The following is a 20,243-nucleotide window of genomic DNA, read 5'->3' on the forward strand; positions in this document are numbered from 1 at the left end:
GCATGGGAGGCCTCCGTGAGTTCAGGACTGTTTGCCCTGCTCGACGATATCGCTGGATTGGCGAATGTCGCGGCGGCCTCGCTCGACGATGCCGCTTCCCAAGCTGCCAAGGCCTCGGCCAAGGCCGCCGGCATCGTCATCGACGATGCTGCGGTGACACCGCGCTATGCGGTCGGTTTCGCGGCGGATCGCGAATTGCCGATCATCTGGCGGATCGCGCTCGGTTCGCTGAAGAACAAGCTCCTGATCCTGCTGCCCGCGGCGCTGGTGCTGACGCTGGTCGCGCCCTGGGCGATCACGCCCCTATTGATGATCGGCGGCGTCTATCTCTGCTATGAGGGCGCGGAAAAGCTGATCGAGCGCTTCCTGCCGCATGCCGGGCATGGCGAAGCGGCGGCTGAGGCTGAACCGCTCGACCCCAAGGCGCTCGAGAACCAGAAGATCAGCGGCGCGATCAAGACCGATCTGATCCTGTCCGCCGAGATCATGGCGATCACGCTCGCCAGCGTCTCGGACTCGTCGTTCTGGACGCAGGCATTGGTCCTGGCCGTGGTCGGCCTTGGCATGACCGCATTCGTCTATGGCATCGTCGCGCTGATCGTGAAGGCGGACGATGCCGGTGTGGCGCTGGCGAAGCGACGCTTTGCGCCTGTGCGCCTGCTGGGGCGGGGCCTCGTCGTCGGCATGCCGTATTTTCTCACCGGGCTTGGCGCGGTCGGCACGATCGCCATGCTCTGGGTCGGCGGCGGCATCATCATTCACGGCTTTGCCGGCTATGGGCTGGCCGGGCTCGAACACGTCATCCACGATCTCGCGACGGCGGGTGGCCGCGTCGTGGCTATGCTCGCGTCGGCGGTCGAATGGCTGGTGACGGCGGGGCTCTCGGCGGTGTTGGGATTGCTGATTGGCGCGGTCGCGGTCCTCGCCATGCATTTTGGCGTCGTGCCACTCCTGAAGAGTATCAGGAAGAGCGCGCCGAAGGCCTCGCTCGGCGCCTGAACCTGATCGGCACCTGCTCTAGGCGAGCCAGGTGGTGAAGGCCTCGACCGGTTCGCGCTCCGGCACGAGGGCGTTGGCGGGCGCGTCGGGATCGGCCTTGCCGATGGCGATGCCGCAGACCACGACTTCGTTCTCGGGAATGGCGAGTTCGCGCCGCACCACCGGATGGAAGCGGGCGAAGATCGCCTGCGGGCAGGAGTTCAGCCCATGCCCCTGCGCCGCGATCAGGATGTTCTGCACGAACATGCCGAGATCGAGCCAGGAGCCGATTTCGAGGTCGCGGTCGATCGTCACCATCAGCGCGACCGGCGCGTCGAAGAAACGCAAATTCGCCGCGGTCTGGCGCCTCATGCCCGCGGTATCGCCCTTCTTGACGCCGAGCAGGCCGTAGAGATCCCAACCGACCTTGCGGCGGCGCGAGAGATAGGGCTCGCGGAAGCTCTCGGGATAGTAGCGGTATTCCTCCGCCGCCGGCAGGTCCGGCGAATCCAGCGCTGCGAGCAGGCCGGCCTCCAGCCGGGCGCGGCTGTCGGGGCCGATCACCCGGACCTTCCAGGGCTGCATGTTGGTGCCGCTCGGCGCCTGCGCCGCGACCGCCAGGATACGGTGCAGGAGCTCGGGCTCGACAGGATCGGGCAGGAAGGCGCGGATGGCGCGACGGGAGGCGATGGCGCTTTCGACGGCTTCGGCGGCGTCGGTCATTCAAGGTCCTCCCGCTGTACTGCTTTCACCATTTGCGAGGAGCGTCAGCGACGAAGCAATCCAGGGGCTGCGCGAACCTTCCTGGATTGCTTCGGCTCACGCTCGCAATGACGAATGTCACCCCGCCTTGCGTGCCTCGACGAAGGCCGCGTGCTCGCTCACCAATTCGCCGGCAAGCGCCTTGGCGATCAGCGCGCGGGTCTCGGGGATGCCGTAGATCGCCACAAAAGAGCCGAAGCGCGGGCCCTGATCCTCGCCGAACAGCACCTGGTAGATCGCCTTCCACCAGTCGCCGCTGACGCCGGGCCGCTCGGGCGTCGCGCCCTTGGCGGTGAGGTTCTGGTAGCGCGGAACCACACGGGCGACATCGAGCGCCGTGTCCTGGATCATTTCGGCGGTGGCGTCCGGCGGCAGGGCTGCGAGCGCGGCGTCGAGCGCGAGGAAGGCCGCGCGTTCGGTCTCGTCGGCGGCGCGATAGGTCTTCGCCGGCTTCACGAAATCGCGGAAATAGACGATCGCGTAGCCGACCAGCGCGTCGAGGCGCGGATGGGTGGCAGGCGAGATCGCAGGCGAATAGCGCTGCAGGAAGCCCCAGAGCACGCCCTTGTCCTCGGAATTCGCCACAGCGACGAGGTTCATCAGCAGGCCGAAGGTGATCTGCGCCCTGGTCGCGTTCTCGCCTTCGCCGGTGGCGATGATTTCCGGCTGTGGCAACTCGCCATTGTGGATGTGCCAGGCCGGGTTGCCGAGGCGGTTCTTCCAGTCCTGCCGCTCATAGCCGCCAAGGAACTGCAGATAGTCGTCGACCGCGCGCGGAATGACGTCGAAATGCAGCTTCTTGGCCTCGCGCGGACGCGAATACATGAACAGCGACAGGCTCTCGGGGCTGGCATAGGTCAGCCATTCGTCGATGGCCAGGCCATTGCCCTTCGACTTCGAGATCTTCTGGCCCTGCTCGTCGAGGAAGAGCTCGAAGACATAATGCTGCGGGGCCTTGCCGCCGAGGATCTCGCAGATGCGGTCGTAAATCGGTGCGTTGGCCTGGTGGTCCTTGCCGAACATTTCGAAATCGACGTCGAGCGCGGCCCAGCGGGCGCCGAAATCCGGCTTCCACTGAAACTTCACATGCCCGCCGGTGACAGGAACCGTCTTGTCCTGGCCATCCTCGTCCGTGAAGGTGACGGTCCCGGCGTTTGCGTCGACTGCCTTGAGCGGGACGTAGAGCACACGGCCGCTGACAGGCGAAATCGGCAGAAAGGGGCTGTAGGTTGCCCGGCGCTCTTCGCCGAGGGTCGGCAGCATGACCTTCATGATGTCGTCATAGCGCGCCGCGGCGCGCAGCAGCACGGCGTCGAGCTTCCCGGACTTATAATAGTCGGTCGCGCTGGCGAACTCGTAGTCGAAGCCGAAGCTGTCGAGGAAGCGGCGCAGCATCGCGTTATTGTGGTGGGCGAAGCTCGGATAGTCGCCGCTGAACGGGTTCGGCACTGCGGTCAGGGGCATCTGAAGATAGGGCTTGAGCGCCTCCGGATCAGGCACATTCTCCGGAATCTTGCGCATGCCGTCCATGTCGTCGGAAAAGCACAGCAGCCGGGTGGGGATCGCGTCCTGCGTCAGCACGCGGAAGGCATGGCGCACCATCGAGGTGCGCGCGACCTCGCCGAAGGTGCCGATATGCGGCAGGCCCGACGGTCCGTAGCCGGTTTCGAACAGCACCTCTTTCTTGCCCGATTTCTCGATCCGCGCGACGAGCTTGCGTGCTTCCTCGAACGGCCAGGCGGCCGAACGCTGGGCGGCGTCAACAAGGGCGGGGTCGAAGGCGGGCATGATCGGGGCGGTCCTCTCCAGGAATTTGAAAAATGAGCCTCGGGCTTTGGCAGATCGCCAAGGGGGGCGTCAATGCGTGTTGCTGGGACGAGGCATCCGCTGCGGCGGCTTGTCGATGCCCTGCGCCAGTATAGGCTGACGCTTGCTTCGCCTGAAAGGATACCGCCTTGGATCGTGATCTCCTCGACAAACTGACCGCATGGCGGCGCCATCTGCATGCCCATCCCGAGCTCGGCCGGTACGAGAAGGCGACGAGCGCCTTTGTGCAGGAAAAGCTGACCGAGCTCGGCGTGCCCTTCGTCACGGGTGTCGGGGGCTATGGTGTCGTGGCGACGCTGAGGCGAGGTACGTCCGATCGTTCGGTGGGGCTTCGCGCCGATATGGACGCGCTGCCGATCCAGGAGGCGAGCGATCTGCCTTACAAATCGCGCACTGCGAACGTCATGCATGCCTGTGGGCACGACGGACATACGGTCTCGCTGCTGGGCGCGGCTGCGCTCCTCGCCCGCGACGAGAGCTGGAGTGGCACGGTCCAGCTGGTCTTCCAGCCGGCGGAAGAAGGGGCGGGCGGCGCCCAGGCGATGGTCGCGGACGGCTTGTTCGAGCGTTTCCCGATGGAGCGAATCTTCGGGCTGCACAACTGGCCGGGGCTGGAAGCCGGCGCCGTTGCCGTGCACCATGGCCCGGTGATGTCGGAGCCCGGCCGTTTCCAGGTCACACTCAAGGGCACGGCAGGCCATGCGGCGAAGCCCGACCTGACGCGCGATCCGATCATCGCGATGGGGCATCTTCTCGTCGCGCTGCAGACTATCGTGGCACGCAATGTCGATCCGATGGATTCAGCGGTCGTCTCCGTCGGCCAGATCCATGGCGGGCTTGCGCCGAACCAGATCCCCACCAGCGTCTGGATCGACGGAACCTACCGGACCTTCAAGCCCACTGTACGTGAGCGTGTGATGGCGCGCATCCGCGGCATCTCCGAGAACATCGCTGCCACCTTCGAGATGGAGGCCGTGGTCGAATTCTCGACCGGCGGTCTCGCTACCATCAATACGCCTCTGGAGGAAGAAATGGCGGCAAGCGCTGCCAAGTCCGCCGGGTTGACCTTGCGCCGCGACATACCGGCGAGCACCACCGGCGAGGATTTCTCCTGGATGCTCAAGGAGCGGCCCGGCGCCTATGTCTGGGTCGGCAACGGCCCGGCCAGGGATGGCGGCGAATTGCACAATGATCGCTATGACTTCAACGACGCCATCCTGCCGGCGACGGCAGGATGGCTGGCGGCAGTAGCGCGCCAGGCGCTGGAGGGCGAGCTCTCCAACGCGCCGGTCAGTCGAATTTGACCAGATTGTGGATCGGTAGCGGGCCGCCGGGGAACTGGGCGAGGTGCGCGCCGAGCGCGAGCGGGCCGAGATCGATGCCGAAGAAGCCGAGGCTGTCGATCAGGGCGGCGACCTCTGCCTTGGCCTTGGCGTCGTCGCCGGAATAGAACAGCACGCGCCGGCCGCCCTCGGCCTTGGGATCTGCTTCCAGCTGTTTCGCTATGAGATGGTTGAAGGCTTTGACCAACCGCGCGCCCGGGACGAGATCGGCGACGATCTCGCTGGAGAGGCGTCCGTTCAGCTCAGCCGGCTTGAACAACGGCGCCTCGATCGGGTTATTGGCGTCGATCACGATGCGGTTGTTCCAGTCCGGTAGGCCGGCGAGCGCGCCAGGCAGCTTCGACCAATTGACCGCGATGAGGACGATATCGGCCTGCGCGGCTTCCTCGCGCGTGCCGGCTTTGATGTTGGGCCCGAGTTCCGCGACGAGCCCTGCGAGAGAGGCCGGGCCGCGGCTGTTGGCGATGGTGGCCTTGAGGCCGTTCCGGGCGAGGGTCCTGGCGAAGGCCTGGCCGATATGGCCTGCGCCGATGATGCCGATGGTGGTCATGGGAAAAGCTCCGTTCTGTTGGTGGAGCCGATATCGCCTGTTTCATTCTCCTGGATTAGCCGGGAATGGCTGGAATTATTTTCAAGCATATGTTGAAAATTGGCGCCAGATGGTGAAAAAGACCAGATGGAGACGCTCGCCAATCTCGAATCCTTCGTCCGCAGCGCGGAGACGCTGAGCTTCTCGGAGGCTGCGCGGCGATTGTCGCTGACGCCGGCTGCGGTGAGCCGCAATGTCGCGATGCTGGAGCGTAATCTCGGTGTCAGGCTGTTCCAGCGCTCGACGCGCAAGCTGACGCTGACCGAGGCCGGCGAGAGCTTCCTGCTGGGGATCGGCGACAATCTCGAGGCGCTCCAGGCGGCGATCTCCGGCGTGGTGCAGGCAGGCGGGGAGCCGGCGGGCGTGCTCAAGGTCAGCCTCAGCCCAACCTTCGGGATAGACCATATCCTGCCGCTGCTGCCGGCTTTCCTGGCGCGTTATCCCCGCATCCGGCTGGACTGGCGTTTCGAGAACCGGCCGGTCGATCTGATCGCGGAAGGATTTGATGCGGCGATCGGCGCTGCGTTCGCGTTGTCTCCCGGCGTGGTCGCGCGGGCGCTGGCTCCGGCCCATATCATCGCGGTGGCGTCACCTGCCTATCTCGCTGGGCGGGCCTGGCCCACGGACCCCTCCGATCTCGCCGGGCTGGACGGGATCGTGATGCGCTCGGCTCGCACGGGCCGCCCGCGGCACTGGACGATGCGCAACGCAGCCGGGGTCGAGATGGCGACCGCGCAGCCGGAGACGATCGTGCTGAACGATCCCACCGCGATGTGCCGCGCGGCGCAGTTCGGCCTCGGCGTAACATTGGTCGCGGTGCCGGATGTGCTGGCGGCCCTGGAGAGTGGCGCGCTGGTCCGGCTCGTGCCGCACTGGTATGCCGATGCCGGTTCGATCTCGCTCTACTATGCCAGTCGCACGCTGCTGCCGGCGAAGACCCGCGCCTTCGTCGATTTCGTCACCGAGGCGTTCAGGCGCGAGCGGCTGGCGGAGCGGTTCGCGGGGAGCTTGGGGTAGAGCCTTTCAAAACGGGCTCACCGGGAAGAACCGGAGATAGAGCCTTGCATAGGTGCCGTCGTCCCAGAGCGATTGCAGCGCGTAGTCGAGGCCGCGTTTCAGGGCGAGGTCGTCCTTGCGGGTGAGGAAGCCGACGCCCTCGCCGAAATAGCGGCTTTCCAGAAAAGGGCTGCCGGTGAAGGCGAGCTCGCTGCCGCCAGTCCCGGCCAGCAACAGCGAGAGTGCGACGCCGTCGGCGAAGACGAACTCGGCGTCGCCGTTGCGCAGCGCTGCGATCGCGCCCGCAAGCGTCCCGGTTTCGCGGCGCTGCACGAAGGGCAGGAGCCGCTCGAGGAAGGCTTGATGCGCGGTGCCGCCGACGACTGCGACGCGCTTGCCCTGAAGCGTGCGCGGATCGAGATCGGCCCGGGCGTTGCCGCGCGTGGTGACGAGGCGGGCGGTGCTGCGGAAATAGAGATGGCTGGCGGCGAAGCGGCTGCGCAGCTGCGGGGTGAGGTTGAGTGCCGCCGCCAGCACGTCGCCGCGTCCCTCAGTCAGTGAATCGAGCAGGGTGTCGAAGCGGCGTGCCTGCACCGTGCAGGTCCAGCCGAGCTTTTCGCAGGCGGCGCGTGCGAGTTCGACCGAGAAGCCAGTCAGCGTGCCATCGGCCGCGGAAAAATGCAGCGGCGGATAGTCGTCGTCGGTGAGGAAGCGGACGATGCGGGGCGGGCCGGGCTCGGGCCGGTCGAGCCTGATGCGCTGATCCCAGAAATTGGGCACGACGACGCGCGACTGTGCCACCGCCTGGCCTGCGGCCAGTGTCGAGACGGCAAGAGCGAGGAGTGCGAACAGGCGCATCATCGCCACATCTGGCGCGAGCTTGGCGGCGCGAGCAAGGGGCCTGTGATCGCCTACTACATTCTGACCCAACCGCGCCGTCATTCCGGACAAGCCGCGCGAGCGGCGCAGATCCGGAAACCATCGTAGAGTTCAGCGCCCTCCGATGGATTCCAGGACGACCTTCGGTCGCCCGGAATGACGGTGGGGTTCCTCCAGCGAACTGGTTATGAAGCGAGTGCCGCCGCTGTCGCCCTGGCGCCATGCTCGAACAGTTTCGCGAGCTGAGCCTCGACCGCTTGGGTGAAAGCGGCTTCGCGTGGCAGGTCCGTGCCGAAGATGCTCTCGATCCCGAGCAGCGCCGAACTGAGTGCCTTCGCGTCGCGGCCGGCCGAAGCGGCGCGCTTGGCGAATTCGGCGGAGAGCGGGTCACGCACGTCGATCGCGCCGCCCTTTTCGTCGCTGCCCGTGACGTAGCGCATCCAGGCTGCGACGCCCAGTGCGAGATGGTCGATCGGCGCTCCGGCCTTCAACCGGTCGCGGATCGTGCCGAGCAGGCGTTGCGGCAGCTTCTGGGAGCCGTCCATGGCGATCTGCCAGGTGCGGTGGCGGATCGCCGGATTCTGGAAGCGGGCGAGCAGGGCCGAGGCGTAATCGGCGAGCACGACGCCTTGCGGCGCGGGCACGGTCGGGGTGACCTCGCTCCAGAGACCTTGCAGGAAGCGGGCGAGGACTGCATCGCCGCTGGCCTGCGCCACCGTCTCATGCCCGGCGAGATAGCCGAGATAGGCCAGGCTCGAATGCGCGCCGTTGAGCATGCGCAGTTTCATGAACTCGAAGGGCGCGACCTCTGAGACGAGCTGCGCGCCGACCTCGCCCCAGGCCGGGCGGCCGATAGTGAAGACATCTTCGATCGCCCATTGCCGGAAGGGCTCGCCGATGACGGGGGCGGCGTCGTGCAATCCGAGCAGGCTCTCGACCTCGGCGATGTCGGTGTCCGTCGTCGCGGGCACGATGCGGTCGACCATCGTCGAGGGGAAGGCACTGTGGGCCTCGATCCATTGGGCGAGCGTGTCGTCGCGCAAGGCGGCGAAGTCACGAATGAGGCCACGCAGCACCTTGCCGTTATGGGGAAGGTTGTCGCAGCTCATCGCGGTGAAGGGTGCAAGGCCTTCCGCCTTGCGGATCGCAAGCGCGGCGGTGATCAGGCCGATGGCCGAGCGCGGCGCTTGGGGGTTTTCGAGATCATGCAGGATGTCGGGATGGTCTTCCCGGAGCCGGCCGGTCGCGGGATCGTGGCAATAGCCCTTCTCGGTGATCGTCAGCGAGACGATGCGCGTCTCGGCCGCGGCCATGCGGGAGATAAGGGTGGCAGGATTCTCGGGCGCGACGAGCACGTCGAGGACGGAGCCGATGACGCGCAGCTCCGGACCGGCCGGCGCGCGCTTCAGGAAGGTGTAGAGCCCGTCCTGCGGTTTCAGCCGGTCGCGCTGGTCGGGCCGCTGCAGGCTCGCTCCGATGATGCCCCAGGCACCGAAATCCCGCTCAAGCGCGTCTTCGGTATAGTCGGCGAGATGGGCGCGGGCGAAAGCGCCAAGGCCGAGATGGACGATGCCGGGCTTGAGTTGCGAGCGCTCATATGCCGGGCGGCGAATGCTCGCGGACAGGCCGGCGAGGCTTGTGGTCTTCAGTCTCGTCAACGGAATACACTCGGCAGCCAGAGGGACACGCTGGGCACATAAGTGACCAGCATCAGCACGGCAATGCTTGCGCCGTAGAAGGGCCAGATCGTTTTCATCGACTGCCCGATCGAGATGCGCCCGATGGCGCAGGCGACGAACTGCACCGAGCCGACAGGCGGGGTGTTCAGGCCGATGCCGGCATTGAGGATCAGGATCACGCCGAAATGAACGGGGTCGACACCGAAGGCCTTGACCACCGGCAGGAAGATGGGCGTGCAGATGATGATCATCGGCGCCATGTCCATGAAGGTGCCGAGCACCAGCAGGATGAGGTTGATCATCAGCAGGACGACGATGGGATTATCGGAGACCGCCTTCATCGCGCCGATCGTCGCCTGCGGCACCTGCAGGAAGGCCATCAGCCAGCCGAAGGAGCCGGCGGTGCCGATTACGAGCAGCACCATTGCGGTGGTACGCACGGCGCCCAGCGTCGCCTCGACGAAGCCGTTCCATGAGAGTTGCCGGTAGACCAACACGGTGACGAGGAGGGCGTAGACCACGGCCACGCAAGAGGACTCCGTCGCGGTGAAGACGCCCGAGCGCACGCCGCCGAAGATGATGCCGATCAGCAGGATGCCGGGCAGCGCCAGCACGACATAGCGGCCGACCGCCCTGAAGCCTGGAAAGGCCTCGGCGGGATAGCCGCGCCGGACCGCCACCGCCCAGGCCGTCACCATCAGCGCCAGGCACAGCATCAGGCCCGGAATGACGCCGGCGGTGAAAAGGTCGGCGATCGAGAGATTGCCGCCTGCCGAGAGCGCGTAGATGATCATGTTGTGCGAGGGCGGGATCAGAAGCGCAATGATTGCGGCGTTGGCCGTGACGTTCACCGCATAGTCGGCGTCATAGCCGCGCTTGACCATTTGCGGGATCATCAGCCCGCCGATGGCGGAGGCATCAGCCACCGCCGAGCCCGAAATGCCCCCGAAAAGCGTGCAGGTGACGACGTTGACCTGGCCGAGGCCGCCGCGCAGATGACCGACCATGCTGGAGGCCATCTGGACGAGCTTCTCGGCGATGCCGCCGCGGATCATCAGATCGCCCGCGAAGATGAAGAACGGGATCGCCATCATGGCGAAGGCACCCATCCCCGAGCTCATCTGCTGGAACACCACCACCGGCGGCAGGCCCATATAGACGACGGTGGCGAGCGAGGCGATGCCGAGACTGAAGGCAACCGGCGTGCCGACGAGGAGGAAGAGGCTGAAGACGCCGAACAGGATCCAGAGTTCCACGGGTCACTCCTGCGCGGCGGCGAAATGGGAAAAGCCGATCGAAGCGCGACGCTCGCCGGTCAGGAACAGCATCAGTTTCTCAAAGGAGAAGAGCGCGATCAGCGCCCCGCCGGCCGCGATCGGGACATAGTCCCAGCCGCGCGAGATGCCGATGATCGGCATGCGGTCGCTCCAGGTGCCGGCGGCGAGCTGCCAGCCATAGCCGAGCATGGCCAGCCCGAAGAGCAGCACGGTGACCTCGGTCAGGATGACCAGCGCCTTGCGCAACAGCGGCGGCGACATGGCGAGGCCGACCTCAAAACCGAGATGGTCGCTCTCGCGCACGCCGACGGCCGAGCCGAGCAGGATGAACCAGGCCATCAGGAACAGAGAGCCAGCCTCGACCCAGATCGGCGTGTCGTTCAGCACGTACCGGCCGAAGACGCCCCAGGCGACCATGACGGTCATCAGGACGAGCCCGACGCCAGCGATCAGGAGGGCTGCGATGCAGACCTTGGCTCCCAGGCGTGTCAGGATTTGTGTGAAGGCGTGCATGAGGGCTCCGGGGCGCGCGGGCTCGGCTGGTGCAGCGTGCTCCAGCGTCATCCCGGACGACTGCAGGGAGACCCGGGATCCATCGAAGGGCTCAAGAGCTCTATGATGGATCCCGGCTCTGCTCTGCGCTTCGCTTGGCCGGGATGACGGCGGAGGTCGTCATCAAGGAGTGCGGCGAAAGCTCACTGCGTCGCCTGGATCGCGACGACCATGTCCTTCAGCTTCGCGTCGGTGACGAACTTGTCGTAGACCGGCTTCATCGCGTCGATGAAGGGCTGCTTCTCCACCGCGTTCACCTGGGCGCCGCCAGCTTTCACCTTGGCTTCCGATTCCTTCTCGCGCGCATCCCAGAGCTCGCGCATCTTGAGGACAGAGTCCTTGGCGGCGACACGGATCAGCTTCTGGTCCTCGGGCGAGAACTTGGCGAAGCTGCGCTTCGACATCACCAGAACCTCGGGCGAGAGCGAGTGTTCGGTGATCGAATAGAATTTCGAGACCTCGAAATGCCGCGTCGATTCATAAGACGGCCAGTTGTTCTCGGCCCCGTCGATGACGCCGGTCTGGAGTGCCGAATAGACTTCGCCGAAGGGCATCGGCGTGGCGTTGGCGCCGAGCGCCGAGACCAGGGCGACGAACATGTCCGACTGCTGGACGCGGATCTTCATGCCCTTCATGTCGGCGGGCGTCTTGATGGGGCGCTTGCCGTTGTAGAAGGAGCGCGAGCCGGAATCGTAGAAGGCGAGCCCGATCAGGTCGTGCTTGTCGAATTCGGAGAGCAGATTGTCGCCGATCGACCCGTCCATGACCTTCCGCATGTGGTCGACAGAGCGGAAGATGAAGGGCAGCGATGGTACATTGGTCGCCGGGATCAGATTGTTGAACGGCGCCATGTTGATGCGGTTCAGGTCGATGACGCCGAAGCGGGTCTGGTCGATCGTGTCCTTCTCTTGGCCGAGCTGGGCGGAGTGGAAGACGTTGATCTTGATGCGGCCATTGCTGCGCTGATCGAGCAACTGGCCCATATATTTGACCGCTTCGATTGTCGGATAGCCGTCCGGGTGGATGTCGGTCGAGCGCAGGGTGACGTTCTGAGCGCTTGCTGCGCCGGTGACGGCGGCGAACATGGCCGCGCCGGCCAAGGCCGCGAAGGTGCGTTTGGTCAACATTGTCGGTTTCCTCTCCCGTGGTCTTGCGCCGGTTTTTCCCGGTCGTTCTTGCCCGTGATGGGCGGCCTGCCGACCCCTGCCGGTCAGGCGAAGATCAAAGAAACTCCTCCCGCATCGGCGTGAAGGAATCGACGAGCTGCCCGGCCTCGACCGCGACGACGCCATGGATGAGATCGGCCGGCACGAAGAAGGTGTCGCCGGCGATCAGGCGCTCGGTCCGGCCGTCGATGGTGACGTCGAAGACGCCGCTCTCGACATAGGATGCCTGCCGGTGCGGATGGCTGTGCGCCTTGCCGACAGCGCCGGCGTCAAAAGCGACGCATACGACCATCAGATCGGGGCCATAGGCCATGATCTTGCGCTTCACGCCGGGTTCGGTCGGCTCCCAGGCGAGGGCGGCTTCGTGCTGGAAGAAGGAATTGAGACGGTTCGTCATCGCGCCAGCCAACCTCCGTCGACGGGAAGGATCGCGCCGTGCATGTAGGCCGCCGCATCGCTCGCCAGGAACACCGCCGCACCGCCGATGTCCGAGGGTTTGCCCCAGCGCGCGGCGGGAATGCGGGCGAGGATCGCGGTGCTGCGTTCTGGATCAGCGCGCAGGGCTTGGGTGTTGTTGGTTTCGATATAGCCGGGGGCGATCGCGTTGACGTTGATGCCTTTGGCCGCCCATTCGCAGGCGAGCAGTTTGGTCAGCCCGGCAAGCCCGCTCTTGCTTGCGGTGTAGGAGGCGACGCGGATGCCGCCCTGGAAGGAGAGCAGCGAGGCGATGTTGACGATGCGGGCGCTGCGGCCGGCGGCAAGAGCCGCCTTGGCGAAGGCCTGGCTGAGGAAGAACGCCGCCTTGAGATTGAGGTTCATCACCTCATCCCAGTCGGCCTCGCTGAAATCGAGCGCGTCCGAGCGGCGGATGATGCCGGCATTGTTGACCAGGATGTCGAGCGGGCCGGCTGTGGCCACCGCGCTTGTGATCGCCTTGGCCGCGCTGCCGGGTTGCTGCAGATCGAGTTGAAGCGGTACGGCGCTTGCGCCCGCCGCCTTGATCAGCCCCAGCGTCTCGCTCATATCCGAGCGCCCTGCCGCGACGATCGTCGCCCCGGCCTCAGCCAGCGCCAGCGCGATGCCCTGGCCGATGCCGGTATTGGCGCCTGTGACCAGCGCGGTCCGGCCTTCGAGCGAGAAGGGCGAGCGGCGGGTCATCAGCGCAGCGTCTCCACCGGGGCGGGATCCATGTCGGTGAACTCGACATTGTCGCCGGCCATGGCCCAGACGAAGGCGTAGTTCGAGGTGCCGCAACCGCAATGGACCGACCAGTTCGGAGCGATTACGGCCTGCTCGTTGGCGACCAGGAGGTGGCGGGTCTCGGTCGGCTCGCCCATGAAATGGAAGACGCGGTGGGCGGGGTCGAGGTTGAAGTAGAGATAGGCCTCCATGCGCCTCGTATGGGTGTGGCAAGGCATCGAGTTCCAGACCGAGCCCGGCTCCAGCGCCGTCATGCCCATCACCAGCTGGTTGGTGCCAGTGGTGTTGGGCATGATGTATTGCCGGATGGTGCGCTTGTTCGATGTCTCGGCCGAGCCGAGATGGATGGTGTTGGCGTCACTCTTGCGGATGAGCTGGTGCGGCGCCTCGCGATGCGCCGGGGCGCTGGTCAGGTAGAATTTCGCCGGGTTGGCGGCGTCCGCGCTGGTGAAGGAGACCTCCTTCACGCCGAGCCCGACATAGAGCGCGTCGAGATTGGGGATGTCGAAGCGCTGGCCGTCGACGGTGACGCTGCCTGCGCCGCCGAGATTGATCACGCCGAGTTCGCGCCGCGCCAGGAAGAAGGGTGTGCCCGTTGGTGCAAAGGGCTCAAGCGTCAGCGGCTTTGCCGCAGGCGTCGCGCCACCGACGATCATGCGGTCGTAATGGCTATAGGTCAGGGTGACCTCGCCGGACGCGAAGATGCGCTCGATCAGGAAGTCGTCGCGCAGGGTTTGCGTCTCATAACGCTTCACATCGCGCGGATGGGCCGCCTGGCGTTCGTCGATCGTCTTCGTCGCGGAGGTCACAGCTTGTAGGCCTCCTTGGCCAGGCGGTAAGCGAGGTCATGGGCGACTTCGGCCGCCTCGTCCTCGTCGAGCCGGTGTTCGGCGACGAGCTTGGCGAGGTAGGTGCAGTCGCAGCGGCGGGCGACGTCGTGACGCGCCGGGATCGAGAGATAGGCGCGTGTGTCGTCGTTGAAGCCGACGGTGTTGTAGAAGCCGGCGGTCTCGGTGGTCAGCTCGCGGAAGCGCAGCATGGCCTCGGGCGCATCGAGGAACCACCAGCCAGGTCCGAGCTTCAGCGCCGGGTAATGCCCGGCCAGCGGCGCGAGCTCGCGCGAATAGCTGGTCTCGTCGAGGGTGAAGGCGATGACGGTGAGGTTGGGCTCGTTGCCGACCGCGTCGAGCAGCGGCTTCAGCGCCGTGACATAGTCGGTCTGGCGCGGAATGTCGGCGCCCATGTCGCGGCCGAACTCCTCGAACAGGCTGGCGTTGTGGTTGCGGAAGGAGCCGGGATGGATCTGCAGGACGAGCCCGTCATCGAGGCTCATCTTGGCCATCTCGGTCAGCATCTGGCCGCGGAAGAGGTCGGCATCCTCAGTCGAGGCCTTGCCCTTGGCGACCTTGGCAAAGAGCTTCTCGGCTTCGGCCTGCGAGAGGTTGGCGGTGCGCGCCGTGGCATGGCCGTGGTCGGAGGAGGTCGCGCCGCGCTCCTTGAAATAGGCCCGGCGCTTGCGATGGGCCTCGAGATAGCCGGTCCAGGCGAAGACGTCCTCGCCGGTCAATTCGCCGAGGCTGGCGAGGTTCTCGGCAAAGCCCTCGAATTCGGGATCGACGACGCTGTCTGGCCTGTAGGCGGTGACGACCTTGCCGCCCCAGCCGGAGGCGCGGATCATGTCGTGCCATTTCAGATCGTCGAGCGCGCCTTCGGTGGTCGAGATCGCCTCGATGTTGAAGCGCTCGAACAGGGCCCGCGGCCTGAACTCCGGCTGGTCGAGCTTTTCGGCGATGATGTCGTAGATCGCGTCGGCATTGACGGGGGTGAGCCGCTCGTTGACGCCGAAGATGCTGGAGACGGCATGCTCGAACCACAAACGCGTCGGCGTGCCGCGGAACAGATGCCAGTGGCTGGCGAAGAGCTTCCAGATGGCGCGCGGGTCGCTCTTGGCCGGCTTGCCGCCCTTGCGGGCGATGCCGAGCTGCTCCAGCCGGACGCCTTGCGAATAGAGCATGCGGAAGATGTAATGGTCCGGCTTGACGAAGAGAGTCGCGGGATCGGGAAAGGCCTTGTTCTCGGCGAACCAGCGCGGATCGGTGTGGCCATGCGGCGAGATGATCGGCAGATCGCGAATGCCCGCATAGAGCCGCCGCGCAATGCCGCGCGTCACTGGATCGGCGGGGAAGAGGCGATCATCGTGCAACAACATCAAGCAAGACTCCAGCACGCACCGGCCAGGACAAGCCGAGCAGCGTCGGATAGATATACTAATATACTAGCGTGTCAAACCACGTCGTGCTATCGCGGTTGAGTACCGCGGCACGGTTGCTGCGGCTTTGTGCAAAGGGGAGTTTCATCGGGAGTGGATGAGACGAGGGCGATGTCGGAGATAGCGAGTGCGCGGGCGGCGGCGGTCGAGGCCACGCGCCGCGAGCGCCGGCCGATGCGCGGCGCCGGGACATCCTCCGGTCGCTCGACGGCGGCCTCGCTGGTGCAAGATGAGATGCGGCGCGCTATTCTCGCCATGCAGATTGTGCCGGGCGCGGCTCTCGTCGAAAAGGAGCTGACGGCGCGTTTCGGCATCAGCCGCACGCCGGTGCGCGAGGCGCTGATCAAGCTGAAGGAGGAGGGGCTGGTCGAGGTCTTTCCGCAGGCCGGCACCTTCGTGGCACGGATCCCGATCGAGGCGATTCCGGAAGCCGTGTTCATCCGGCAGGCGCTGGAATGCGCCACCATTGATCTCGTCGCCGGCATCGCGACGCCGGAGATCGTGGCGCGGCTCGATGCGGTGATCGCTCGCCAACATGAGGCTTTCGACGAGGGCGACCAGGAGCGCTTCCACCTGTTCGACGAGGCTTTCCACGAGACGATCGCGATCTGCGCGGGCTACCCCGGTATTTGGAAGCTGGCGCATGCCGCCAAGAGCCAGATCGATCGCTGCCGGCGCATGACGCTGCCGGTGCCGGGCCGGATGGAGATGGTGATCCGCGAGCATCTCACGATCGTCGATGCGGTGCGGCGCAAGGACGGCCCGGCGGCGCAGGCGGCCATGCGCAAGCATCTCGGAACATTGCTGCCGGACCTTGTCCATCTGCGTGCAACGCATCCCGACTATTTCGCCTGACAGCCCTGCGCGGCGCGGAGCTTGCTAGAGGCAGGGATGACGCGCGACGCTAGAGCAGGATGCGAAAAAGTGGGAACCGGTTTTTCGCATTGATCCTGCTCTCACTTTTAGATGAGAGACGAATTCAGATTTCAGACGGGGTCACTTTGTGACTCCGTCTGAAATCATCCGGCTCTAGCGTCGCCTGTCGCAGCCGAATCCAGGACGAGGACCCCCCGATGACCAATCCCGCCGATCTGAGCGCGGCCGATCTGCTCGATGCCTATCGCGCCAAGACGCTCTCTCCCGTCGAAGTGACGGAGGCCGTGATCGCCCGGATCGACGCCTATGAGCCCAAACTTCGGGCGCTCTATGCCTATGATCCGGCCGCCGCGCTTGCCGCCGCCAGGGCGTCCGAGGCGCGCTGGTTCAAGGGCGAGGCGTTAGCGCTCGACGGCGTGCCGGGCACGATCAAGGAGAACATCGCGACCAAGGGCGTGCCGATGCCGATCGGCACGGCGGCGCGCGATCTCGTCCCGGCGACAGAGGACGCACCGGTCGCGGCCCGGTTGAACGAGGCGGGCTTCATCACGCTCGCCAAGACGACGATGCCCGATTACGGCATGCTCTCCTCCGGGCTTTCCAGCTTTCACGAACTCGCCCGCAATCCCTGGAACCTGGCGATGAATCCCGGCGGCTCCTCGGCCGGTGCTGGAGCAGCGGGCGCCGCCGGTTACGGCCCCTTGCATGTCGGCACCGATATCGGCGGCTCGGTCAGGCTGCCGGCCGGCTGGTGCGGGCTCGTCGGCCTGAAGCCGAGTTTTGGGCGGGTGCCGATCGATCCGAGCTACTATGGTCGTGTCGCCGGCCCGATGACGCGCACCGTGACCGACACGGCGCTGATGATGCGCGAATTGTCCAAACCCGATGCGCGCGACGGCATGAGCCTGCCGCCGCAGGAGATCGACTGGCTGTCGCTCGACATCGATCTGAAGGGCCTGCGGATCGGCCTGCAGCTCGACCCCGGCATCGGCATCGAAGTCGAGCCCGAGACGAAGGCCGCGATCGAGGCGGCGGGCAAGGCTTTTGAGGCCGCAGGCGCGATCGTGACCTCTGCTCCCGCTTTCATGACGCGCGCCATGCTCGACGGGCTCGACGATTTCTGGAGCCAGCGCGCCTGGGCCGATATCGGCGCGCTGCCGCCGGAGAAGCAGGCCAAGGTACTGCCCTATATCTTCCAATGGGCGGAACGCGGAAAGACGCTCTCAGGCGAACGGGTCTATCGCGGCATGAGCCAGATGCTGGCGATCAAGGATGCGGCGCTGAAGCAAAGCGCGCCGTTTGATTTCGTGTTGTCGCCGGTCTCGCCGGTGCCGAGCTATCCGGCCGAACTCGCCTCGCCGATCCATGATCCGGATCGTCCCTTCGAGCATATCTGCTTCACGCTTCCCGCCAATATGTCAGACCAGCCCTCGATCTCGGTGCATGCCGCGATGACCAGGGGCGGCTTGCCGATCGGCTTGCAGATCACCGGGCGACGCTTTGATGATCTCGGTGTGCTGCGGATGGCGAAGGCCTGGGAGGAGATGCGCGCGCCGATGCCGGCCTGGCCGTCGCTGTAATCCGGTTTTCCCCGCGAAAACACACCGTCATCCTGGGCGACCGCAGGTCGACCCGGAATCCATCGGAGGGCGTCATTCTCGGGCTTGACCCGAGAATCTCATGACCAGAGCGCTCTGGTTTACGAGATGGTCGGGTCAATCCCGACCATGACGCGTTTGGGATCACGGCGCTCCGCGGAGTTTATCCTTGGGCCGATCAAAGATCGGCCCCGAGGGCTACGGCCAGGATGACAGGGGAGGTTCTCGAACTCGATCGTCAGGCTGAGGAAGAGGCCGCCGCCGCCCTGCCTGCGATCTCGCCCAGCGCAACGGCGGTCAGCAGGCCGTTGCCGGAGAGGTAGCCCGAGGCCTGCGCACCGGAGATGCCGACCGCCGCGCCGCCGCAGGCGTGGAGATTGGGGAAGGCGCGGCCGCCCCTGTCCAGGACGCGGGCGGCGTCATCGACGCGCAGCCCGCCCTGGGTATGGAATAGTGCGCCGGTGACGCGAACCGCATGGAATGGCGCTGCCAGGGGCGGCACATTCGAGAAGTCGCGGCCGAAGCGATCGCGTCCCTCACCATGCTTCAGCGCCGCGACCTCGGCTGCGGTGGCCGCCAGCGCGGCTTTCGGCAGGCCGGTCTTTGCGGCCAGATCTTCGATCGAATCTGCACTGACGATTGCGCCTTGCGCTTCGGCGTTCTGGAAATCCTCGAACTGGCGCGCGATGCCGGCGATGCGGGCATCGAAGATCGTCCAGGCCTTGCCCTCGGGCTGGCGCAGCACGGTGGCGGCCTGTTCGGAATAGCCATGACTCTCGTCGGAAAAGCGCTCGCCCAGGGCGTTGACCTGAAAACCGCCCTCCATGATCGTCGCCCAGCTGATCAGGATGCCATGCGGCTGGGCGACCGAGCCATGGCCCTGATGGCCAGACATATCGACGAGCTCCGCGCCGAGCTGCTCGCCCCAGAGCACGGCGTCGCCCTCATTGCCGGAATGGCCGAACCAGAGCGCCTCCGCCATTTGCGGGATGTGGCGCGCCACCAGAGCGCGGTTGCCGCCATAGCCGTTGCAGGCAAGCACGAGCGCCTTGCAGCCAATTCTCTCCTCGCTGCCATCGGGACGGGTGCCGGCGACGCCGGCGATCACGCCGTCCGGCCTTCGGAACAGCGTGGTGGCGCGAAACCCGGTGACGATCGGGATGTCCTGGGCCTCCACGGCCGCGCGCAAACGGTCGATCAGCTCCGAGCCGGTGCGCTTGGGCAGGCCGTGCATGCGCCGGGCGGAATGGCCGGGATAGGAGAAGTTGGTGATGACGTCGAAGGGCAGGCCATGACGGTCGGCGAGCCATTCAAGCACCGGGCCGATGTGCTCAGCCAATTGCCCGACCATGGCTGCGTCGGGTTCGTGATGCGCCTTTTCGAGGATGTCCCGGGCGAACAGGGCCGGGCTGTCCTCGATGCCGGCCTGTCGCTGGAAGCGCGTGCCGGCGGCGGGGATCAGTCCGGCCGAAAGCGCGGTCGAGCCCGAGGGCACGACATCACGCTCGACGATGACGACCTCGGCTCCGGCCTCCTTCGCGGCGAGCGCGGCCGCAAGTCCCGCCGCGCCCGCGCCGATGATCAGGACATCGGCCTCCACCTCGAAGGCGATGTCGTCGACGGGGCGGACAGCGTTCATGACGCGGCTATCTCGGTCATGGCATTCGCGATTGTTGTGATGCGGGCGACGGGCCTGAGCGCGGCGATGGCTTCTGCATGCATCGCCTCGGTCGGGGCGGCGCAGCCATCTTCCAGCACGGTCACGTCGATGTCGCGGACATGGGCGTCGCGTACCGTCGAGGCGACGCCGCCATTGGTGACGATGCCGCAGACGATCAGCTGTTCGATGGCGAGTTTGCGCAACAGCCATTCCAGCCTGGTCTGGTAGAAGGCGGAATAGGCGATCTTCTCGACCGCGATATCGATGGGCTGCAGGGTGTCCACCACCTGGTGGCCCCAGCCGCCGGGTAGGAAATCGCCCTTGCGCAGGAAGGGCCGCATCTGCAGCAGATGCGGCGAGATCAGCGGCTCGCCGCCGCGCCCCGGCACCAGGGTGAACTGGGTCGCGGCGACGAGCCCGCCCTTGGCGCGGATGAGGTCGGCCAGCGGTTTGAGCTTGACCGGCAGCGCCTGTGCCTGCGGGGAGGCGGCGTTGCCGCGGGCATAGGCGCCGTCGGGGTGGATGAAGTCGTTCTGCAGATCGACGATCAGCAAGGCGGTGTGGGCGAGGGAGGTGATGGAAGCCGCCATGG

The 20,243-nt window shown here is 66.0% G+C and carries 19 protein-coding genes; 5 read left to right on the plus strand and 14 right to left on the minus strand.

What is annotated here, in order from left to right:
- Positions 1 to 15: 15 nt before the first annotated feature.
- Positions 16 to 999: a DUF808 domain-containing protein gene (locus RMR04_RS05140; protein WP_311913340.1), complete on the plus strand. Its 984-nt coding sequence runs from the start codon at positions 16 to 18 to the stop codon at positions 997 to 999.
- 18 nt (positions 1,000 to 1,017) lie between these two features.
- On the opposite strand, the gene RMR04_RS05145 is transcribed toward RMR04_RS05140, so the two are convergent.
- Both RMR04_RS05145 and RMR04_RS05150 read right to left on the minus strand, forming a co-directional pair.
- Complete coding sequence (locus tag RMR04_RS05145) at positions 1,018 to 1,701, minus strand: nitroreductase (protein ID WP_311913341.1); 684 nt, start codon at positions 1,699 to 1,701, stop codon at positions 1,018 to 1,020.
- 117 nt (positions 1,702 to 1,818) lie between these two features.
- Positions 1,819 to 3,528, minus strand: coding sequence for a lysine--tRNA ligase (locus tag RMR04_RS05150; protein WP_311913342.1), 1,710 nt, complete (start codon positions 3,526 to 3,528; stop codon positions 1,819 to 1,821).
- Between the two features lie 167 nt (positions 3,529 to 3,695).
- On the opposite strand from RMR04_RS05150, the gene RMR04_RS05155 reads away from it, so the two are divergent.
- Entirely contained in the window at positions 3,696 to 4,871 is a 1,176-nt protein-coding gene (locus RMR04_RS05155; RefSeq protein ID WP_311913344.1) for an amidohydrolase, read from the plus strand.
- Here the strand turns inward: RMR04_RS05155 and RMR04_RS05160 are convergent.
- Positions 4,858 to 5,460, minus strand: coding sequence for an NADPH-dependent F420 reductase (locus RMR04_RS05160; protein WP_311913345.1), 603 nt, complete (start codon positions 5,458 to 5,460; stop codon positions 4,858 to 4,860). The two genes, RMR04_RS05155 and RMR04_RS05160, sit on opposite strands and share 14 nt — an antisense overlap.
- Before the next feature lie 126 nt (positions 5,461 to 5,586).
- On the opposite strand from RMR04_RS05160, the gene RMR04_RS05165 reads away from it, so the two are divergent.
- Positions 5,587 to 6,516, plus strand: a complete 930-nt coding sequence (locus RMR04_RS05165) for a LysR family transcriptional regulator (protein WP_311913346.1) — start codon at positions 5,587 to 5,589, stop codon at positions 6,514 to 6,516.
- A gap of 6 nt (positions 6,517 to 6,522) precedes the next feature.
- Here RMR04_RS05165 and RMR04_RS05170 read toward each other — a convergent pair whose 3' ends face one another.
- The 9 genes from RMR04_RS05170 to uxaC form a co-directional block, all read right to left on the minus strand.
- The gene (locus RMR04_RS05170) at positions 6,523 to 7,356 is read right to left on the minus strand and encodes a transporter substrate-binding domain-containing protein (protein ID WP_311913347.1); all 834 of its coding nucleotides are present in this window, start codon (positions 7,354 to 7,356) and stop codon (positions 6,523 to 6,525) included.
- Between the two features lie 203 nt (positions 7,357 to 7,559).
- The gene (locus tag RMR04_RS05175; RefSeq protein ID WP_311913348.1) at positions 7,560 to 9,032 is read right to left on the minus strand and encodes a mannitol dehydrogenase family protein; all 1,473 of its coding nucleotides are present in this window, start codon (positions 9,030 to 9,032) and stop codon (positions 7,560 to 7,562) included.
- Complete coding sequence (locus RMR04_RS05180) at positions 9,029 to 10,309, minus strand: TRAP transporter large permease (protein WP_311913350.1); 1,281 nt, start codon at positions 10,307 to 10,309, stop codon at positions 9,029 to 9,031. Before RMR04_RS05180 ends, RMR04_RS05175 begins: the two co-directional genes overlap by 4 nt.
- A 3-nt stretch (positions 10,310 to 10,312) precedes the next feature.
- Positions 10,313 to 10,843, minus strand: coding sequence for a TRAP transporter small permease (locus RMR04_RS05185; protein ID WP_311913352.1), 531 nt, complete (start codon positions 10,841 to 10,843; stop codon positions 10,313 to 10,315).
- 182 nt (positions 10,844 to 11,025) lie between these two features.
- Entirely contained in the window at positions 11,026 to 12,009 is a 984-nt protein-coding gene (locus RMR04_RS05190) for a TRAP transporter substrate-binding protein (protein WP_311913353.1), read from the minus strand.
- A gap of 94 nt (positions 12,010 to 12,103) precedes the next feature.
- The gene (locus RMR04_RS05195) at positions 12,104 to 12,445 is read right to left on the minus strand and encodes a cupin domain-containing protein (RefSeq protein ID WP_311913354.1); all 342 of its coding nucleotides are present in this window, start codon (positions 12,443 to 12,445) and stop codon (positions 12,104 to 12,106) included.
- A complete protein-coding gene (gene kduD, locus RMR04_RS05200) occupies positions 12,442 to 13,206 on the minus strand; it encodes a 2-dehydro-3-deoxy-D-gluconate 5-dehydrogenase KduD (protein WP_311913356.1) in 765 nt (254 codons plus the stop codon). Before kduD ends, RMR04_RS05195 begins: the two co-directional genes overlap by 4 nt.
- Positions 13,206 to 14,057 carry a 5-dehydro-4-deoxy-D-glucuronate isomerase gene (kduI, locus tag RMR04_RS05205; protein WP_410492201.1) on the minus strand — a complete coding sequence of 284 codons (852 nt, stop codon included), beginning with the start codon at positions 14,055 to 14,057 and terminating at the stop codon, positions 13,206 to 13,208. Before kduI ends, kduD begins: the two co-directional genes overlap by 1 nt.
- On the minus strand, positions 14,054 to 15,457 hold the full coding sequence (uxaC, locus tag RMR04_RS05210) for a glucuronate isomerase (RefSeq protein ID WP_311913358.1): 1,404 nt from the start codon (positions 15,455 to 15,457) through the stop codon (positions 14,054 to 14,056). The genes kduI and uxaC overlap by 4 nt, the downstream gene beginning before the upstream one ends.
- Positions 15,458 to 15,628: 171 nt before the next feature.
- Between uxaC and RMR04_RS05215 the strand changes: the two genes are divergently transcribed.
- Positions 15,629 to 16,372, plus strand: a complete 744-nt coding sequence (locus RMR04_RS05215) for a GntR family transcriptional regulator (RefSeq protein ID WP_311913360.1) — start codon at positions 15,629 to 15,631, stop codon at positions 16,370 to 16,372.
- 218 nt (positions 16,373 to 16,590) lie between these two features.
- On the plus strand, positions 16,591 to 17,973 hold the full coding sequence (locus RMR04_RS05220) for an amidase (protein WP_311913361.1): 1,383 nt from the start codon (positions 16,591 to 16,593) through the stop codon (positions 17,971 to 17,973).
- A 256-nt stretch (positions 17,974 to 18,229) separates the two neighbouring features.
- Here the strand turns inward: RMR04_RS05220 and RMR04_RS05225 are convergent, their stop codons facing one another.
- Positions 18,230 to 19,630, minus strand: coding sequence for an FAD-dependent oxidoreductase (locus RMR04_RS05225; RefSeq protein WP_311913362.1), 1,401 nt, complete (start codon positions 19,628 to 19,630; stop codon positions 18,230 to 18,232).
- On the minus strand, positions 19,627 to 20,241 hold the full coding sequence (locus RMR04_RS05230; RefSeq protein ID WP_311913363.1) for a cysteine hydrolase family protein: 615 nt from the start codon (positions 20,239 to 20,241) through the stop codon (positions 19,627 to 19,629). Before RMR04_RS05230 ends, RMR04_RS05225 begins: the two co-directional genes overlap by 4 nt.
- Between the last annotated feature and the right edge of the window lie 2 nt (positions 20,242 to 20,243).

Origin of the sequence: Bosea sp. 685, assembly GCF_031884435.1 — a bacterium.
Classification (GTDB): domain Bacteria; phylum Pseudomonadota; class Alphaproteobacteria; order Rhizobiales; family Beijerinckiaceae; genus Allobosea.

Bases quoted from the DNA above. Each gene is read 5' to 3' on its own strand.
- RMR04_RS05195 (WP_311913354.1), bottom strand. From the start codon at position 12,445: ATGACGAACCGTCTCAATTCCTTCTTCCAGCACGAAGCCGCCCTCGCC.
- RMR04_RS05165 (WP_311913346.1), top strand. From the start codon at position 5,587: ATGGAGACGCTCGCCAATCTCGAATCCTTCGTCCGCAGCGCGGAGACG.
- RMR04_RS05185 (WP_311913352.1), bottom strand. From the start codon at position 10,843: ATGCACGCCTTCACACAAATCCTGACACGCCTGGGAGCCAAGGTCTGC.
- RMR04_RS05160 (WP_311913345.1), bottom strand. From the start codon at position 5,460: ATGACCACCATCGGCATCATCGGCGCAGGCCATATCGGCCAGGCCTTC.
- RMR04_RS05225 (WP_311913362.1), bottom strand. From the start codon at position 19,630: ATGAACGCTGTCCGCCCCGTCGACGACATCGCCTTCGAGGTGGAGGCC.
- RMR04_RS05145 (WP_311913341.1), bottom strand. From the start codon at position 1,701: ATGACCGACGCCGCCGAAGCCGTCGAAAGCGCCATCGCCTCCCGTCGC.
- uxaC (WP_311913358.1), bottom strand. From the start codon at position 15,457: ATGTTGTTGCACGATGATCGCCTCTTCCCCGCCGATCCAGTGACGCGC.
- kduD (WP_311913356.1), bottom strand. From the start codon at position 13,206: ATGACCCGCCGCTCGCCCTTCTCGCTCGAAGGCCGGACCGCGCTGGTC.
- RMR04_RS05170 (WP_311913347.1), bottom strand. From the start codon at position 7,356: ATGATGCGCCTGTTCGCACTCCTCGCTCTTGCCGTCTCGACACTGGCC.
- RMR04_RS05220 (WP_311913361.1), top strand. From the start codon at position 16,591: ATGACCAATCCCGCCGATCTGAGCGCGGCCGATCTGCTCGATGCCTAT.
- RMR04_RS05215 (WP_311913360.1), top strand. From the start codon at position 15,629: ATGTCGGAGATAGCGAGTGCGCGGGCGGCGGCGGTCGAGGCCACGCGC.
- RMR04_RS05230 (WP_311913363.1), bottom strand. From the start codon at position 20,241: ATGGCGGCTTCCATCACCTCCCTCGCCCACACCGCCTTGCTGATCGTC.
- RMR04_RS05150 (WP_311913342.1), bottom strand. From the start codon at position 3,528: ATGCCCGCCTTCGACCCCGCCCTTGTTGACGCCGCCCAGCGTTCGGCC.
- RMR04_RS05190 (WP_311913353.1), bottom strand. From the start codon at position 12,009: ATGTTGACCAAACGCACCTTCGCGGCCTTGGCCGGCGCGGCCATGTTC.